The following is a 16514-nucleotide window of genomic DNA, read 5'->3' as shown; positions in this document are numbered from 1 at the left end:
GCCGCCGGGCTAGAGCAGAAGTCGGCAGAATTCAAGGATATCATCAAGATCGGCCGCACCCATACCCAGGACGCGACCCCGCTAACCCTGGGCCAGGAATTCAGCGGCTATGCCCACCAGATCCGTCAGGGCATCGCCCGTGTGAACGCCGCCATGCCCGGCATCTACGAGCTGGCGCAGGGCGGCACCGCCGTCGGCACCGGGCTGAACACCCAGAAAGGCTGGGCCGAGGCCGTTGCGGCCAACATGGCCGAAATCACCGGCCTGCCCTTCGTCACCGCGCCCAACAAGTTCGAGGCGTTGGCCGCCCATGATGCGATGGTATTCCTGTCGGGTACTTTGGCCACGGTCGCGGGCAGCTGCTACAAGATCGCCAACGACATCCGCTTCCTTGGCTCGGGGCCGCGCTCGGGTCTGGGCGAACTGATCCTGCCGGAAAACGAGCCCGGTTCGTCGATCATGCCGGGCAAGGTCAACCCGACCCAAGCCGAGGCGCTGACCCAGGTCGCGGCCCACGTCATGGGCAACGACGCCGCGATCAAGTTCGCCGGCAGCCAGGGCCATTTCGAGCTGAACGTCTACAACCCGATGATGGCCTACAACCTGCTGCAGTCGATCCAGCTGCTGGGCGACGCGACCGACAGCTTCACCGAGCGCATGCTGCTGGGCATAAAGGCCAACGAGGCGCGCATCGACAAGCTGATGAAGGAATCGCTGATGCTGGTGACCGCCTTGGCCCCCACCATCGGCTATGACAACGCCACCACGGTCGCCAAAACCGCCCACAAGAACGGCACCACGCTGAAGGAAGAGGCCATCAAGCTGGGCTTCGTCGACGAGGCGACCTTCGACGCCGTCGTGCGCCCCGAGCAGATGATCGGGCCCAAGGACTGATGGGCAAGCCGGTCAATCTGAACCGGTATCGTAAGGAAAAGGCGCGGGCCGAGAAAAAGGCCCGCGCCGACCGGAACGCGGCGGCGTTCGGGCGCAGTAAAGCGGAAAAGCAGCTGGACAAGGCCCGTACGGACAAAGCTCGCCGAGATCTGGAAAATCACGAGCTGGATGAATGAGCGGCCCGCCCGTCAAACGCTCGCTGACCCTCAAGGGGCATCGCACTTCGGTTTCGCTCGAGGATGAGTTCTGGCAGGCGTTCCGAGACATCGCCAAAGCAAAAGGTATGCCGATCAATGTTTTGGCCTCGGAAATTGATGTGGCGCGCGACCCCGAGACCGGCCTGGCGTCGGCCATTCGTGTCTTTGTTCTAAACTGGTACCGGTCATCCGATCGCACCCCTTGATCTGATCCCCGTCGGTGTCTAGGCTGATTGTGAACAAAAAGGGTACATTCGATGCGCGAACTCGTGACCGGGCCGGATGGACAACTGCGATGCGGCTGGTGTCAAGCCGCGCCGGAGTTTTTCGACTATCACGACAAAGAATGGGGCTATCCGGTGGATGACGACCAGCGCCTGTTCGAGAAGCTCTGCCTTGAAAGCTTTCAGTCCGGCCTCAGCTGGCGCACCATTTTGGCCAAGCGCGAAAACTTCCGCAAAGCCTTTTCCGGATTTGATTTCAACGTGATGGCCGATTTTTCTGAAGCGGACGTCGAGCGCCTGCTGCAAGATGCCGGCATCATCCGCCATCGCGGCAAGATCGAGGCGGTGATCAACAACGCCCGCCGCGCGCAGGAGCTGGTGGCCGAAACCGGCTCACTGGCGGCCTATGTCTGGAGGTTCGAGCCCGAGACCCCTCTTGCGCCGCAGACGGCGTCGACTTCGCCCGAGTCGGTCGCCATGTCCAAGGATCTGAAAAAGCGCGGGTGGAAATTTGTTGGCCCCACCACGGTGTTTGCCTTCATGCAGGCAATGGGGCTGGTGAATGACCACGCCAGCGGCTGCGCCATGCGCGAAAAAGCGGCGCAGATGCGCCGCTCATTCACCAAACCGGTCTTACCTCAGACCGAGGCGCGGTAGATCTTGTCGATATTGCTGCCCAGGGCCGCGTTGAACTCGGCATCCGACTGCTGTTTCGACAGCCCCTCGGTCAGCGCACGCGAGAAAGAGGCGATCATCTTGCCGTTCTGCGCCAGCAGGTCACAGGCCTCGTCGGTCGAATAACCGCCCGACAGCGCCACCACCCGCAGAACACGCGGATGATCGGCGGCCTCGTCATACAGATTGGCCTTGCTGGGCAGTGTCAGCTTCAGCATGACGTCCTGCCCCTCGCCCAACTCGTCGAGGTTCTTGAGGATTTCGGCTTGCAGGATCTCTTCGGCTTCGGCCTTGGTGTCCGACTTGATGTTCACCTCGGGCTCGATGATCGGAACCATGCCGGCGGCGATCACCTCGCGGGCCACGTCGAATTGCTGTTTCACCACGGCGGCGATGCCCTCGGCATTGGCCTCGTGGATGACCGAACGTTCCTTGGTGCCGAACACGCCTTCGGCCTTGGCCAGCGTCTCGGCCAGACCCGGGATGGGCTTCATCAGCTGTACACCGTTGGCGGTGTCCTCCAGCCCTTTGTCAATCTTGAGGAACGGCACGATGCCTTTGATCGACCACAGGTAATCGGCCACCTTGCGGCCCTCGATTTCCTCGCCCAGCGTGCGTTCGAACAGGATCGCGCCGATCACCTTGTCGCGGGTAAAGTCATCGGCCAGTATGATCCGGGCGCGCATCTTCTGGATCTCGGCAAACATTTCCTCGTCCGAGCCATAGTCGGACGGCTGCACCCCGTACAGCGCCAGCGCCTTGGGCGTCGAGCCGCCGCTCTGATCCAGAGCCGCGATGAAGCCCGCACCGTTGATCATCTGTTCGCGCTGTTCAGCCTTGGACATAACACTTTCCCGTTCAGTAATGATTCCGCCTTTCCAATCGCATACAGCATGGCGCGGGGCGATGATAGTTTGTTAGCGCTCAACCACGCGCAGCCAGATTCCGTCGCGCGACCGGACCGTCAGATGCGCCGCCGGTACCGGGGTGCGGCCCTCAACAGGTTCGAACCGGTACCGGCGCAGCAGGATCGACAGGATCAACGGCCCCTCAACCATCGCAAACCCCGCCCCGGTGCAGACGCGCGGCCCGGCCGAAAACGGGATGAACGCCGCACGCTGGCAGGCTTTGCCGTTTTCGGTCGCCCAGCGGGCCGGGTCAAAGCCGTCGGGGTCTTCCCACAGCCGCTCATGGCGGTGCAGATGCCATGGGCTGAGTACGATCTGCGCGCCCTTGGGCACGTCGCGGTCGCGGAAGCGTTCGGGGCATGTGGCCTCGCGCACCATCATCGGCACCGGGGGATAGAGCCGCAGCGCCTCGCGGAACACATCGCGGCTGATGCGCAGTATGGACATGCTGGCAAAGCTGATTTTGTCCTGCGCGCCAGCTTCCTCGGCCACGCGTTCCTGCCAGTCGGGATAGGCGGCCATCAGGTACAGCGCCCACGCCAAGGCCGAAGCGCTGGTTTCGTGCCCGGCCAGAAAGAAAATGGCGACCTGGTCGATCATCTCGTCGGTGTTGAAACACTGTCCGGTTAGGGGGTCGGGCGTGGTCATGATCTTGGTGGCCAGATCGTCGGGCGCAGTGCCGGAGGCGATCTGCGCGGCCCGCTCGCGGGTCAGGCGGGCGATCAAGGTGCGGATTTCGGCCGCCGCACGGCGGGTCTTGCGCGCGTGGAACCGGGGCACCCAGTCGGGCAGCGGCACGAAAGCCGCAAGGTTCAGCAGCGGTTGCTGCCGCTGATAGGCGCGGAATTTCTCGAACACCTGTGCGGCGATCTCGTGCTCGATCGGCACTGAGAACAGGGTCCGAAAGATCACATCGGCGGCGGCATGGCTGGTGACTTCCTCGATCTCGACCGGTACGCCTGTCTTGTCGCGCAGGCGTTCGGCGCAAGCCTCGGCCGAGGCCAGCATCGCGGGAAAGGTCTGTTTCAGCCGTCCGCCCTCGAAGGCCGGGTCGATGATGCGGCGCTGGCGCTCCCAGGTCGCACCATTGGTCAGGAATACCGATTGGCCTAACAAGGGTCGCAGGCCTTCGCTGATCCGGCCGGATTTCGGGAAATCCTGGGGGCGGTGTTTCAGAACCCGGTCGATCAGTTCGGGCTGGTTGATCAGATAGGACCGGAAGAATGGGGTCCGGAACTCGGCCATCCAGGCGCGGTACAGGCGTTGCGGCTGGGCCGACAGGATGTCACGCCGGAACAGACGCAGGTATTGCCACAGCGATACCTTGTCAGGTCTGACGGGCGGCTTGGGCGGGGTCATGCGCGCACCGTTCGGTATTTGGACACCGCCCGCTCGATCCGCGACTTCGACGGGGCACGCTCGGCGAACCGCGCGCCCAATGTCTGCGGCCCGGCGGTGATGCGGAAATAATCATAGTCGCCCGGCCGGTCGAACGCGCAAAGATACTGGAAATGCAGACGGAAGAACCGCCAGCGCAAAGCTCCCCAGCGTTCGGGCGACAGGGTTTGCGTGAAAGCGGCTGACAGAACCAGCGGCCAGCGTTTGCCGGGCCCGGCAACGCCGCTGACCGCAACCGGATCACACAAGGCAAACGCGCAGCCATCCCCGGGCGCCGAGACATCGATCCATGTCAACTGCTCGGTCTGCGACAGCAGCTGCAGGTCGGCCCGCAACCGATCGGCCCGCGGCAGGAATGACACCATAGGCACCACCTGCCCCAATGTCAGGAAGGACAGGATGGGGCCATCCGGCGGCACATCGCCCCGCCGCAGCAGGTCGGCCAGAACCGAGACCCCCAGATGCGCGCCGGAACTGTGGCCTACCACCAGAACCTCATCGACCGGCGAATGCAGAGCCGCCGCGATAGTGGCACGGAATTCGTCCAACCGGGCCTGCAACTCAGGCGGCGTTTCCCCGCGCAGCCGCGCCGAATAGGCATAGTCGTGCATTAGGTAATAGGCGAACAGACGGTTGTCGATCTTGCGAAACCAGCGCAGGACCACCACCAAAAGCGCCAGCGCTGGCAGAAGCGCCAAAACCCCGACCCACGGGAACAGTAGCGCCACGAGGCCCCATCCCAGCGCCACTGCCGCCGCCAGTTGCACCAGCAACATCCCCACTGGATACAGCGCAGCGATCACCGGGCCCTTGCGCAAGCCCATCAGCCGCCACAGCGTGCCGGTCGCAATGTAGACCCACGCCGTGCGCAGCAATTGCCAATAGGTCGCCGGGATCGAGCTGTCCATGCTGTCGCGTACGATGTCGGACCAGACCAGAACCTCGACCTCCGTCTGCACCTCGGCCCCGTCCTGCACCAACCGGACATGCCAGCCATAGGGGCCATCGCCCGTCTTGGCCGAGACCTCCAACTGATACCCGGAAATCCCTGATTGCGTGCGCCCCTCTTTCCGATAGAGTTCGCGATAGCGGCGGGGATGGATCGGATCATAGCCGGGGATATAGAACACCCGGCGTCGTTGTACCCCAGATTGCGGAACCTGACTGCTCATGCCTTTGCCCTTGTTGCAGGCAGGTTAGCGCAGCGGTGTGGCCAAGGTAAGGCCCGATCATCGCGGCCGGGCGCCGCGTCAGCCCAGAGTGGCCAGCGCCGGGAATGTTTCCAGCAGCCACCAACTGAACTGGCTGAACAGGCCCGTTACCAGCATGATGCCGACCACCAGCAACAGGCCACCCATGACCTTTTCGATCGTGCCCATATGCGGCTTCAGCTTGTTCATCACCGACATCGACCGGTTCAGGAACATCGCCGCCAGCAGGAACGGAATGCCCAGGCCTGCGGCGTAGACGCCCAGCAGCAGCGTACCCCGCGCTACCGAGGCCTCGGACGCGGCCAGCGACAGGATCGCGCCCAGCTGGGGACCGATGCACGGGGTCCAGCCGAATGCGAAGGCCAGCCCCAGGATGTAAGCTCCGAAGACCGATCCGCCTGCGTTCCCGGTCTCGACCCGCGCCTCACGGTCCAGGATCGGAATGCGGAACACGTTCAGGAAATGCAGGCCGAAAACGATCACCACCAGACCCGAGGCCTTAGCGAACAGCTCCTGGTTCTGCAGCACGAAGGCGCCAAAGGCCGAGGCCGTGAAGCCTAGCAGCAGGAACACCGTCGACAACCCCAGCACGAAGAACAGCGCAGACAGGGTCGCCTTGCGCCGGGCCTGCGCCTGATCCTGCATCTCGTGGATGGTCACGCCGCTCATATAGGCCAGATAGGGCGGCACGATCGGCAACACGCAGGGCGACAGAAAGCTGATCAACCCGCCGACCAGCGCGATGAACATGGCGGGCAGCAGCCCCGCGTCGATGATATCGATTCCGAACATAACACTGCAGATAGGGTATCCGAACGGCCGCGTCACGGGGCCATTCGGTCACATCCTCGTGGCTGCATGCTGGACAGAGCGCTTCGCGGCAAATATCTGAGGCACATGACTCATGAAGCCGAAACCCTTGACGCGCTGGGCCTTTTGTGTCCCCTGCCCGTTCTGAAAGCCCGCAAAAGGCTGAAATCCATGCCGGCGGGGTCTATTCTGCGCCTGCTGGCCGATGATCCGGCTGCCGTCGTCGATGTTCCGCATTTCTGCGCGGAATCCGGTCACGAACTTGTTGGGCGACAGGACATGCCCGATCACCAAGTCTATCTGATCCGAAAAAACGCGTGATGCCCTAAGAAAAAAATGGCGGGCCGATTGGCCCGCCTTTTCGTTCAGCTTCCCAGCGACCACCACCCGCGTTTTTTGGGCTTGGCCGGGGCGGGCGCGGGTTGTTCCGTAGCCACTTCAAGGACCGCGCCGCTGTGCGCCTCCTCTGCGGGCTCAGCGGGTGTTTCGGTCGCGTCAACGCCTTGGTCCGCAGGTGATGCATCCGCTTCGGCGGGCGACAGGGCGACGGTTTCGACAGCCTCAACCTGGCTTTCCTCCGAAACGACCGGCTCACTCGGTGCCTCCGCTACTGCGGTATCGGTCTCGTGCTGAACCTCAGCAGTCGGCGTCTCGTTTGACGCCCCCTCATCGGTTACAGCCGGTTCGGACAGAGCCTCCTGCGCCGCCGGAGCATTCTCTCCGGCTTCACTCTCATCAGTCGGCTCAGTGGCTGCTACCTCGGCCTCGGCGGTCTTCTTCCGCCGCGGTGCCCGGCGCCGTTTCGGCTTGGCGGATTTTTCCTCCTCGGCCTTCTCCACCTCGGCTGCTTGTTCCGTCTCGGCAGTCTCGTCCCCTGCACCGTCCTCAGAGGCGGTAACGGCGTCCTCCGACTCTTCCGCCGCAGAATCTTCCGTCACGGTGTCGGATTTGTTCTCGGCCTGGGCGCCCTCGGGCTGCTCGGCATTTCCGCCGTTCTTCTTGCGACGCCGACGACGACGCTTGCGCTTTGGCTTTGCCTCCTCCTCGGATGTCTCCTGAGCGTCGGCATCGTCCACGGCCTCCTCCTCGGAGTCGACCAGATCCATCAACGACGCCGAGGCCGAAACCACCGGCGCCGAGACCTCGGGCACCGCCCGGGTCGCGGTCTTGAACTTCTCCATCGAGAAATCGGGGCTGACCAGATGAACGTCGCCCTCGACCCGGACCGACAAGCCATAGCGGGACTCAATCTGGGCGATGTGCTCGCGTTTCTGGTTCATCAGATAGTTGGCGATGCTGACCGGGCAGCGCACCAGAACCTCGCGCGAGCGGCGGCGGGTGCCTTCTTCCTCGATCTGGCGCAGGATGGCCAGCGCCATGTTGTCGTCCGAGCGGATCAGCCCGGTGCCGTGGCACGACGGGCAAGGCTGCGTGGTTGCCTCGAGCATGCCGGGGCGCAGGCGCTGTCGGCTCATCTCAAGCAGACCAAAGCCCGAAATCCGCCCCACCTGGATCCGCGCACGGTCCGTCTTCAACTTGTCCTTCAGGCGTTTCTCGACGGCCAGGTTGTTCTTGCGCTCGTCCATGTCGATGAAATCGATGACGATCAGACCGGCCAGATCGCGAAGGCGCAGCTGGCGTGCCACTTCCTCGGCGGCCTCGAGGTTGGTCTTGAGCGCGGTTTCCTCGATCGAGCCTTCCTTGGTGGCCCGGCCCGAGTTCACGTCGATGGCCACCAGCGCCTCGGTCACGCCGATCACGATATAGCCGCCCGACTTCAACTGTACCGTCGGGTTGAACATCGAACTCAGGTAGCTTTCCACCTGATAACGCGCGAACAGCGGCAACTGGTCCTCGTACCGTTTCACGTTTTTGGCGTGCGACGGCATGATCATCTTCATGAAGTCCTTGGCAATGCGGTACCCGGCCTCGCCCTCGACCAGAACCTCGTCGATCTCCCGGTTGTACAGATCCCGGATCGACCGCTTTATCAGGTCCCCTTCCTCGTAGATCTTCGCCGGCGCGATCGACTTGAGTGTCAGCTCGCGGATTTGCTCCCACAACCGCTGCAGGTACTCATAGTCGCGCTTGATCTCGGATTTGGTGCGTTTGGCACCCGCGGTCCGGATGATCAGGCCCGCGCCGCTGGGCACGTCGATCTCCGACGCGATCTCCTTCAGCTTCTTGCGATCCGCGGCGTTGGTGATCTTGCGGCTGATGCCGCCGCCACGCGCGGTGTTGGGCATCAGCACGCAGTAGCGGCCCGCCAGCGATAGATATGTCGTCAGCGCCGCGCCCTTGTTGCCGCGCTCTTCCTTGACGACCTGCACCAGCAGGATCTGGCGCACCTTGATGACTTCCTGGATCTTGTAGCGACGCGGACGCGGCTTGCGCGGCGGCCGTATATCCTCGCTGTCGTCGTCATCGGCCACCGACTCGATCGACTCGTCCTTGGCGGCTGCGTCAGGCTTGGCGGGCGCTTCGTCATCCGCGCCGTTCTCAACATCGTCAGCTTCCACCTGACTCGCAGGCGCGTCGGTCTCGGCTTCTGTGTCACCAACCGCGACGGGTTCATCCATCGCCGGTTCATCCGGCTCCTCAACGGGCGTCTCTGCCACCGTCTCCATCGGCGAGGTGCCCTCGGGCACAGGCAGGTCCGCAATGCTCCCATCCACGTCGAGGTCGATGGTTTCCATGCCGGTCGGCTCGCTGGAAACCTCAAGGGTTTCCACCGGGTCATCCGACTTGGCCGACGCCGCCTTGGACCGCGACCGCGAACGGCGTTTCTTCGGACCGCTTTCATCCGCCTCGTCACGCGCCTTCAGCGCCTCGACATAGGCCCGTTCCTCTTCCATCAGCGCTTCGCGGTCGGCGACCGGGATCTGGTAGTAATCCGGGTGGATCTCGGAAAACGCCAAGAATCCGTGGCGGTTTCCGCCATAATCCACGAAGGCCGCCTGCAGCGAAGGCTCGACGCGCGTGACTTTTGCTAGATAGATATTGCCGGCAAGCTGGCGTTTGTTCTCGGACTCAAAATCAAATTCCTCGACCTTGTTTCCGTCCACCACCACGACGCGGGTCTCTTCCGCGTGGGTGGCATCGATAAGCATTTTCTTTGCCATGTGTCCTTGATGCACCGCACCAAACGCGCTGTCCTGACCTGTCCAGGCGGACAGGCGCATCTGGGGTGGTGTCTTGTCTGGGCGATTTCGGACGGCGCGCGGCAGGGATCGGCAACTCGCCACCCTGCTCGTACACTCAATCGTTGCGCGCGCGTCATCGCGGTTCTTCTCCGACAGGCGCGACCATGCCGCTGCCTGCCCATTATTCCTTTTGCCCGATGAAAGGGCTCAGGTGCTCTACTGCCCATTGCTGGGCACAATCTGCATGCTTCACCCGGAGAGATGGGTCACCATCCGCGGCCAAGCAGCGAAACTCAATGATCCGGGACACGTCAGCCCCAATTCGGGCCGGGTCCGTCCTGACACATTAAAAGCAGTCCTGTGGAAAACACAATGGGCAAACTGCACGGCCCATGTTCAATTGTCGCCTGATCTTCATCTGGCCGCAAATATCCCGGGGGAGAATTGGCCAGAAAGGCCAAGAGGGGGCTGGCCCCTCCCTCACAAATAATCTGCCCGTTGCAGCCCGTATTTGGCCATCTTCTCGTTCAGCGTCCGGCGCGGCAGGCACAATTCCTCCATCACCGAGGCGATCGACCCCTTGTGCCGCCGCATGGTGTTGTCGATCAGCATCCGTTCGAACGCCTCAACGTATTCCTTCAGCGGCTTGCCCTCGGTGGTCATTACCGGCTGCATCTCTTCATGATCGGACATCAACAGCGACGCGATGGTGCCCGAACCGCGCCGCGACTGCAGAACCGCGCGTTCGGCGATGTTGATCAACTGGCGCACGTTGCCCGGCCATGGGGCCTGCAACAGCTGCGCGGCCTCCTGGGCGCTGACTTGCGGCGCCTCACAACCGTATTCTTCGGCAAACTGCTCGCTCAGCCGGGTGAACAGGGTCAGGATATCCTCGCCCCGCTGCCGCAGTGGCGGCATGGTGATCCGCAGCGCCGCCAGACGATAGAACAGATCGGGCCGCAGCACGTCCTCGCTGGTCTTGCCCGCTTCCTGCAGGTTCGAGATCGCAACGATCCGGGTTTCGGCCGGTGTTCCCTGCTCGTTCATCACGCTCAGCAACCGCGCCTGCAGCGTGTCGCTCAGCGCCTCTATATCCTCCAGCACCAGAGTGCCGCCCCGGGCTTCCTCGATGGCGGGCAGTTGCGTGTCCTCGGGCATCATGGGTCCGAACAGCCGCTTGGCCAGCGCCTCTTCCTCGAGCGCGGCACAGGAGACCAGAACGAATTTCTTGCCCGCCCGGCTTCCCACTGCATGCAGCGCGTGCGCCACGAGGGTCTTGCCGGTGCCGGTTTCGCCGTCGATCAGCACATGCCCGTCGGCCTGGCCCAGGTCCAGAATATCCTCGCGCAGGCGCTCCATCACCGGGCTGGCGCCGATCAGCTTGTTCATGATCTGGGTGCCGCCCGACAGCTCGCGCCGCAGCGCCCGGTTGTCCAGCGTCAGCCGTCGCGCGTTACTGGCGCGTTTGGCCAGTTCCGACATCCGATCGGGGTTGAACGGCTTTTCCAGAAAGTCGAACGCCCCCACCCGCATCGCCTCGACGGCCATCGGCACATCCCCGTGCCCGGTAATCATGATCACCGGCAAGGTGCTGTCGGCGCCCATCAGCTTTTTCAACAGCTGAATGCCATCCATGCCGGGCATCTTGATGTCCGAGATCACGATCCCCGGATAATCCGGCCCCAGAACCTTCAACGCATCTTCGGCGCTGGCGAAGGTCTCGGTGTCGTACCCGGACAGCGCTAACCACTGGCTGATCGACTGGCGCATGTCCTGTTCGTCATCCACGATGGCAATCTTCATGGCCTGTGCCATAGCTAGATCCTCGTCATTCTGCGGCCTCCAGGCCGTCTTGCCCCAAGATGGGCAGTTGCATCTCGAACACCGCGCCGCCGTTCTGGCCGTTGCGCGCGGTCAGTCGTCCGCCATGGTCGTTCACGATACCCGACGAGATGGCAAGCCCCAAGCCGACCCCGTCACCGGCGCGTTTCGTGGTGTAGAAGGGTTCGAACAGGTTCTCGATATTCTCGATCCCATGGCCGTTGTCGCGTACCGCCAGAACGGCGGTTTCGCCCGCGGCCAGTATGATCTCCACCTCGGGCTCCACCACTGATTTGGTGGCGTCCAGCGCATTGCGCAAGAGGTTCACCATGACCTGCTCCAGCCGCATCCGATCGCCCATCACGATCACCGGCTCTTCAGGCAGGATCTGGCTGATCTTGACGTGGCGCTGACGCAGTTGCGGCTCCATCATCGAGAGCGACGAAGCCAGCGCCTCGCCAAGATTCACGGGCGAAAACGCATCCGCCCCTTTGCGAGCGTAAGACTTGAGCTGCCGCGTGATCGCGCCCATCCGCTCGATCAGACCGTCGATGCGGCCAAAGCTGGCCAACGCCTCTTCTGGGCGGTTGCGGCGCAGCAGCAGCCGTGCGCCCGCCAAATAGGTCTTCATCGCCGCCAGCGGCTGGTTCAGCTCGTGACTCACCGCCGCCGACATCTCGCCCAAAGCGGCCAGCTTCGAGCTTTGCGCCAGCGTCTGTTCCGCCACTTCCAGCGTCTTTTCAACCCGTTCCCGCTCGGCGATTTCGCGCTGCAGGCGGGCATTCAATGCGCGAAGCTCCGCCGACTCGCGCTGGAACAGCGCCATGCGAAAAGTCGCCCTGCGGCTAAGCGCATAGAAGGCCAGCGCCAGCAGAATCGCAAAGCCCATGATCTCGAGCGCCAGAACGCTGTTCACTTTTTCGCGGATCGAGGAATAGGTCGTGAACGAGGTCATCTTCCAGCCGCGGAACGGAATCCGCGTCTCCATTCGCATGACCGCTTCGCCCTGCAGGTAGGCGTCGGGCGGCAGTGCCGTCCAGTCGGCGGTGGCCCGTATGGCGCGCTCGATGGCCCCCTGCGGGTGCTGCCGCAACAGCGCCTCCTGCTCGTTCAACCCACGCCACTGAGGTTCGGTCGACAAGATGATCGTGCCAGTGCTGTCGGTCACCATCACGGCATCCGAAATCCCGGCCCACGCGCTTTCGAATTTCTGCAGGTCCACCTCGACGACGATCACGCCCAGAATCTCGGCGCCGGCTTCAAGCCGCCGCGAATAAACGAAGTGATAGCCCCCGGCCTCACGCGGGATGACCGAGAAAATCGTTGAATTGGACCGGATCGCCTCCACGAAATAGGCCGCGCTGCGGTGCCCTTCGCCCAACCGGTTGCGGTCGGTCGCGGCGACCGCCCGGCCGTCGCGGTCCAACAGCATCAGCGACGCCGCGCCGATTTCCTCGACAAAGGACAGCAGGCGTTGCGTCGACAACGAGAAATCGCCCGACTGCAAGGCCGAGATCAAAGTCGGATCCCGCGCCAGCAACTGCGGCACAATGGCGTTGCGGCGCAGCTCGCTCAGCAGGTTGCCGGAATACAGCGTCAGCCGCAGTTCAGCCCGATTGCGGGTGGATTCGGTGAACCGGTCGGTCAGCAGGCTGTTGGTGACCCACACGGTCGCGGCCGCGGCCAGCAACAGGCCGAATACCGCAAGCCGCAACCGCCACCCCAGCGGGGCGACGCTGCCGAAGATCGATTTCCAGCCTTTTTGCGCGTCGGATGTCATGAGCCGAGGCTACGCGCCGATGCACCTGACCTCAAGTCACGCAGGCGTCAGCACCCCCGACAATGCGCGGAAGAGCGCCACCCCGTCGGTGCCGCCATGCGCAGGATCCGCCGCGCGCTCGGGATGGGGCATCATACCCAGCACGCGCCGGTTGTGCGACAGGACGCCGGCAATATTCCCGCGCGAGCCGTTCGGGTTGTCGACATAGGTAAACGCGATTCGGTCCTCGTCTCGCAGGCGGCTGATGGTGTCGTCATCGGCAAAATAGTTGCCGTCGTGATGCGCGATCGGAATGCGGATCACGTCGCCGGCGTCATAGCCCTGGGTAAAGGCGCTGTCGGCGGTCTCGACCTTCAACTCCACGGTGCGGCAGATGTATTTCAACCCGGCATTTCGCAGCAGCGCGCCTGGCAGAATGCCGGTCTCGGTCAGAATCTGGAACCCGTTGCAGATGCCGACGGCATAGCCGCCGCGTTCGGTATGTTCGACCACGGCCTTGCAGATCGGCGATTGCGCGGCGATCGCGCCGCAGCGCAGGTAGTCGCCATAGGAAAAACCGCCCGGAACGCCCACGATGTCCACGCCCTGCGGCAGTTGGGCATCCTTGTGCCAGACCATGTCGACCTGAAACCCGACCTGTTCGAAGGCAACGGCAAGATCCCGGTCACAGTTGGACCCGGGAAACACGACAACGGCAGCGCGCATGGCAAACCCTCCTTGGGGAAACGGCTGGGAAACTCAGACCAGTTCGATCTCGTAACGTTCGATGACCGTGTTGGCCAACAGCTTTTCGCACATCTCGGCCACGTCGGCCTCGGTTGCGCCCTCGGCCAGTTCAAGGTCGATCACCTTGCCCTGACGCACGCCTTCGACCTTGTCGAACCCCAGGGCGCCCAGGGCATGGCGCACGGCCTCGCCCTGCGGGTCCAGAACCCCGTTCTTCAGCATAACGTGCACTCGTGCCTTCATCTCAGGTCGTCCTCTGGTTCACTTGCGAAACCGTGTGGCCTCGCCATTTCCAAATCCTTGTTGCCGCTGCCCCTGGTTGGGCCGCGGCGTCAGTTGATCAGCGTGGGTTTTGTCACGTTGCTTTTGGGCAGAACGCCCAGCCGCCGCGCAACTTCTGAATAGGCGTCGGTCAGGCTGCCCAGATCGCGGCGGAAAACGTCCTTGTCCAGCTTTTGCCCTGTCTCGATGTCCCACAGGCGGCAGCTGTCGGGGCTGATCTCATCCGCGACGATCAGGCGCTGGAAGTCACCCTCGTAGACACGACCGATCTCGATTTTGAAGTCGACCAGTCGGATACCCACGGCCAGCATCACGCCGCTCATGAAGTCGTTCACCCGCAGCGCCAGGCTGAGAATGTCGTCCATGTCCTGCTGGCTGGCCCAGCCAAAGGCGGCGATGTGTTCCTCGGTCACCAGCGGATCACCCAGCGAATCGTCCTTGTAGCAATACTCGACGATCGGACGCGGCAGCTGCGTGCCCTCGGCAATACCCAGCCTTTTCGACAACGACCCGGCGGCATAGTTGCGGACGATCACCTCCAGCGGGATGATCTCGCAGCTGCGCACCAGTTGTTCGCGCATGTTCAGGCGGCGGATAAAGTGGGTCGGCACGCCGATCTGGTTCAGGCCGGACATGAAGAATTCGCTCAGGCGGTTGTTCAGGACCCCTTTGCCGTCGATCACGTCCTTCTTTTCGGCGTTGAACGCGGTGGCATCATCCTTGAAATACTGCACGATCGTGCCCGGTTCGGGGCCTTCATACAGGATTTTGGCCTTGCCTTCGTAAATCTTCTTGCGACGCGCCATGTGCGACCTTTCCAGCGTGGGGCGAGGGAATGAGTCCCTGCGCTCTGGCGCTCTCATAGTGCAAGCCCCCCTTTCCCGCAAGTTCATGCATCCGAGAGGCTTTGATGCAGCGCAAATACCTTGCACCCGACCGCGCGTATGGTCATATCATCATCAAACGCAACACTACCCGAAGAGGCCCGACACCGATGACTACGTTCGACGACCGCGAAAACGCCTTTGAAGCAAAATTCGCCCATGACGAAGAAATGCAGTTCAAGGCGCAAGCCCGTTGCAACAAGTTGCTGGGCCTGTGGGCTGCTGAAAAACTGGGCAAAAGTGGCGATGAGGCCGCCGAGTACGCAAAATCCGTAGTAATCGCCGATTTCGAAGAAGCCGGCCACGAAGACGTGGTGCGCAAAGTCGCCGCCGATCTGGGCGATCTGTCCAGCCCCGAGGAAATCCGCGCCAAGATGGCGGAACTGCTGCCAGTGGCAAAAGCTCAGGTGATGAGCGAAGCCAACTGAGGCACGCCGTCCACCTCATGATCTTCATGAGTATTATGAATTTGATTTGACGTCCCGGTCATGCGACACGGGGCGTCTAAATTTTTGGCCCTCGGGGCCACAACTCCGGACATCTCCAATGACCAATGCGCTGACCAGACTGCTGGAAACGAAGGACGCCATTCTTGCTGACGGCGCCACCGGAACGAACCTGTTCAACATGGGGCTGCAATCGGGTGACGCGCCCGAGCTGTGGAACACCGACCAGCCCGACAAGATCCGCGCCCTGTATCAGGGCTCGGTGGATGCAGGCAGTGACCTGTTCCTGACCAATACATTCGGCGGAACCGCTGCACGTCTGAAATTGCATGATGCGCATACCCGCGTGGCCGAGCTGAACCGCATCGGCGCCGAACTGGCGCGCGAGGTGGCGGATTCCGCCGGGCGTCCGGTCGTGGTTGCAGGATCGGTCGGCCCGACCGGCGAAATCCTGGAACCAGTGGGCAGCCTGACCCATGCCGAGGCGGTTGAGATGTTCCATGAACAGGCCGAGGCGTTGAAAGCCGGCGGCGTCGACGTGCTGTGGCTGGAGACCATCAGCGCCCCCGAGGAATTCCGCGCCGCGGCCGAGGCCTTTGCCCTGGCCGACATGCCTTGGTGTGGCACCATGAGCTTTGACACCGCCGGGCGCACCATGATGGGCGTCACCTCGGCCGATCTGGCGCAGCTGGTCGAAACCTTGCCCAACCCCCCGATCGCCTTTGGCGCAAACTGCGGAACCGGCGCTTCAGACATTCTACGCACGGTTTTGGGTTTTGTTGCTCAGGGAACCGAACGCCCCCTGATCTCCAAGGGCAATGCGGGCATTCCGAAATATGTCGATGGCCACATCCACTATGACGGCACACCCGAGCTGATGGGCCGTTACGCCGCAATGGCGCGCGATGCCGGGGCTACCATCATTGGCGGCTGCTGCGGGACCATGCCCGAACACCTGCGCGAAATGCGCAAGGCGCTGGACACCACGCCAGGCGGCGCGCGTCCGACACTGGACCAGATCACCGATGCGCTGGGACCGTTCTCGTCCGCCAGTGACGGAACCGGCGACGAGGCTACGCCCGAACGGCGCACACGCCGGCGCCGCCGGGCCTGAA

Annotated in this window: 17 protein-coding genes; 7 read left to right on the top strand and 10 right to left on the bottom strand. The window is 62.9% G+C overall.

The genetic code is table 11. The features are described 5' to 3' along the window. The 4 genes from AC2FMM_RS15070 to AC2FMM_RS15055 form a co-directional block, all read left to right on the top strand. Positions 1 to 894: class II fumarate hydratase (locus AC2FMM_RS15070; protein ID WP_496796991.1), on the top strand; the 894-nt coding region annotated here is incomplete at its 5' end. Continuing rightward, entirely contained in the window at positions 894 to 1070 is a 177-nt protein-coding gene (locus tag AC2FMM_RS15065) for a DUF4169 family protein (RefSeq protein WP_496679919.1), read from the top strand. The genes AC2FMM_RS15070 and AC2FMM_RS15065, both read left to right, overlap by 1 nt. Further along, a complete protein-coding gene (locus AC2FMM_RS15060; protein ID WP_496679917.1) occupies positions 1067 to 1297 on the top strand; it encodes a ribbon-helix-helix domain-containing protein in 231 nt (76 codons plus the stop codon). The genes AC2FMM_RS15065 and AC2FMM_RS15060 overlap by 4 nt, the downstream gene beginning before the upstream one ends. Positions 1298 to 1348: 51 nt before the next feature. Then, positions 1349 to 1972, top strand: coding sequence for a DNA-3-methyladenine glycosylase I (locus AC2FMM_RS15055; protein ID WP_496796990.1), 624 nt, complete (start codon positions 1349 to 1351; stop codon positions 1970 to 1972). Here AC2FMM_RS15055 and AC2FMM_RS15050 read toward each other — a convergent pair. The 4 genes from AC2FMM_RS15050 to AC2FMM_RS15035 form a co-directional block, all read right to left on the bottom strand. After that, positions 1954 to 2835, bottom strand: coding sequence for a fructose bisphosphate aldolase (locus tag AC2FMM_RS15050; protein WP_496741247.1), 882 nt, complete (start codon positions 2833 to 2835; stop codon positions 1954 to 1956). The genes AC2FMM_RS15055 and AC2FMM_RS15050 overlap by 19 nt on opposite strands. A 72-nt stretch (positions 2836 to 2907) precedes the next feature. Further along, complete coding sequence (locus AC2FMM_RS15045; RefSeq protein ID WP_496796989.1) at positions 2908 to 4257, bottom strand: cytochrome P450; 1350 nt, start codon at positions 4255 to 4257, stop codon at positions 2908 to 2910. Further along, on the bottom strand, positions 4254 to 5468 hold the full coding sequence (locus tag AC2FMM_RS15040; RefSeq protein WP_496796988.1) for a hypothetical protein: 1215 nt from the start codon (positions 5466 to 5468) through the stop codon (positions 4254 to 4256). Before AC2FMM_RS15040 ends, AC2FMM_RS15045 begins: the two co-directional genes overlap by 4 nt. Before the next feature lie 78 nt (positions 5469 to 5546). Further along, positions 5547 to 6299, bottom strand: a complete 753-nt coding sequence (locus AC2FMM_RS15035; RefSeq protein WP_496796987.1) for a cytochrome c biogenesis CcdA family protein — start codon at positions 6297 to 6299, stop codon at positions 5547 to 5549. Between the two features lie 105 nt (positions 6300 to 6404). Here AC2FMM_RS15035 and AC2FMM_RS15030 point away from each other — a divergent pair, with 105 nt between their 5' ends. Further along, entirely contained in the window at positions 6405 to 6638 is a 234-nt protein-coding gene (locus tag AC2FMM_RS15030) for a sulfurtransferase TusA family protein (protein ID WP_496679907.1), read from the top strand. 44 nt (positions 6639 to 6682) lie between these two features. Here AC2FMM_RS15030 and AC2FMM_RS15025 read toward each other — a convergent pair whose 3' ends face one another. From AC2FMM_RS15025 to purC, 6 genes are all read right to left on the bottom strand, one after another. Further along, positions 6683 to 9439, bottom strand: coding sequence for an Rne/Rng family ribonuclease (locus tag AC2FMM_RS15025; RefSeq protein WP_496796986.1), 2757 nt, complete (start codon positions 9437 to 9439; stop codon positions 6683 to 6685). A 501-nt stretch (positions 9440 to 9940) separates the two neighbouring features. After that, positions 9941 to 11275 (bottom strand): sigma-54-dependent transcriptional regulator, encoded by a 1335-nt coding sequence (locus tag AC2FMM_RS15020; RefSeq protein ID WP_093961984.1) that lies wholly within the window; start codon positions 11273 to 11275, stop codon positions 9941 to 9943. Positions 11276 to 11288: 13 nt separating this feature from the next. Further along, positions 11289 to 13061 carry a sensor histidine kinase gene (locus AC2FMM_RS15015; RefSeq protein WP_496688310.1) on the bottom strand — a complete coding sequence of 591 codons (1773 nt, stop codon included), beginning with the start codon at positions 13059 to 13061 and terminating at the stop codon, positions 11289 to 11291. A gap of 36 nt (positions 13062 to 13097) precedes the next feature. Beyond that, positions 13098 to 13766 (bottom strand): phosphoribosylformylglycinamidine synthase subunit PurQ, encoded by a 669-nt coding sequence (gene purQ / locus AC2FMM_RS15010; protein ID WP_496711150.1) that lies wholly within the window; start codon positions 13764 to 13766, stop codon positions 13098 to 13100. 33 nt (positions 13767 to 13799) lie between these two features. Next, on the bottom strand, positions 13800 to 14030 hold the full coding sequence (purS, locus tag AC2FMM_RS15005; protein WP_149775174.1) for a phosphoribosylformylglycinamidine synthase subunit PurS: 231 nt from the start codon (positions 14028 to 14030) through the stop codon (positions 13800 to 13802). Between the two features lie 89 nt (positions 14031 to 14119). Continuing rightward, positions 14120 to 14875 (bottom strand): phosphoribosylaminoimidazolesuccinocarboxamide synthase, encoded by a 756-nt coding sequence (gene purC / locus AC2FMM_RS15000; protein ID WP_496679897.1) that lies wholly within the window; start codon positions 14873 to 14875, stop codon positions 14120 to 14122. 188 nt (positions 14876 to 15063) lie between these two features. On the opposite strand from purC, the gene AC2FMM_RS14995 reads away from it, so the two are divergent. Both AC2FMM_RS14995 and bmt read left to right on the top strand, forming a co-directional pair. Beyond that, positions 15064 to 15381: a DUF1476 domain-containing protein gene (locus AC2FMM_RS14995; RefSeq protein ID WP_496679965.1), complete on the top strand. Its 318-nt coding sequence runs from the start codon at positions 15064 to 15066 to the stop codon at positions 15379 to 15381. A gap of 118 nt (positions 15382 to 15499) precedes the next feature. Further along, complete coding sequence (gene bmt / locus AC2FMM_RS14990; protein ID WP_496679895.1) at positions 15500 to 16513, top strand: betaine--homocysteine S-methyltransferase; 1014 nt, start codon at positions 15500 to 15502, stop codon at positions 16511 to 16513. The last annotated feature ends 1 nt before the right edge of the window (position 16514 follow it).

Source organism: Ruegeria sp. BHSC043, assembly GCF_059612985.1.
Note: the sequence above shows the minus strand (reverse complement) of the source record. Positions and strands in the feature narration are given on the sequence as shown.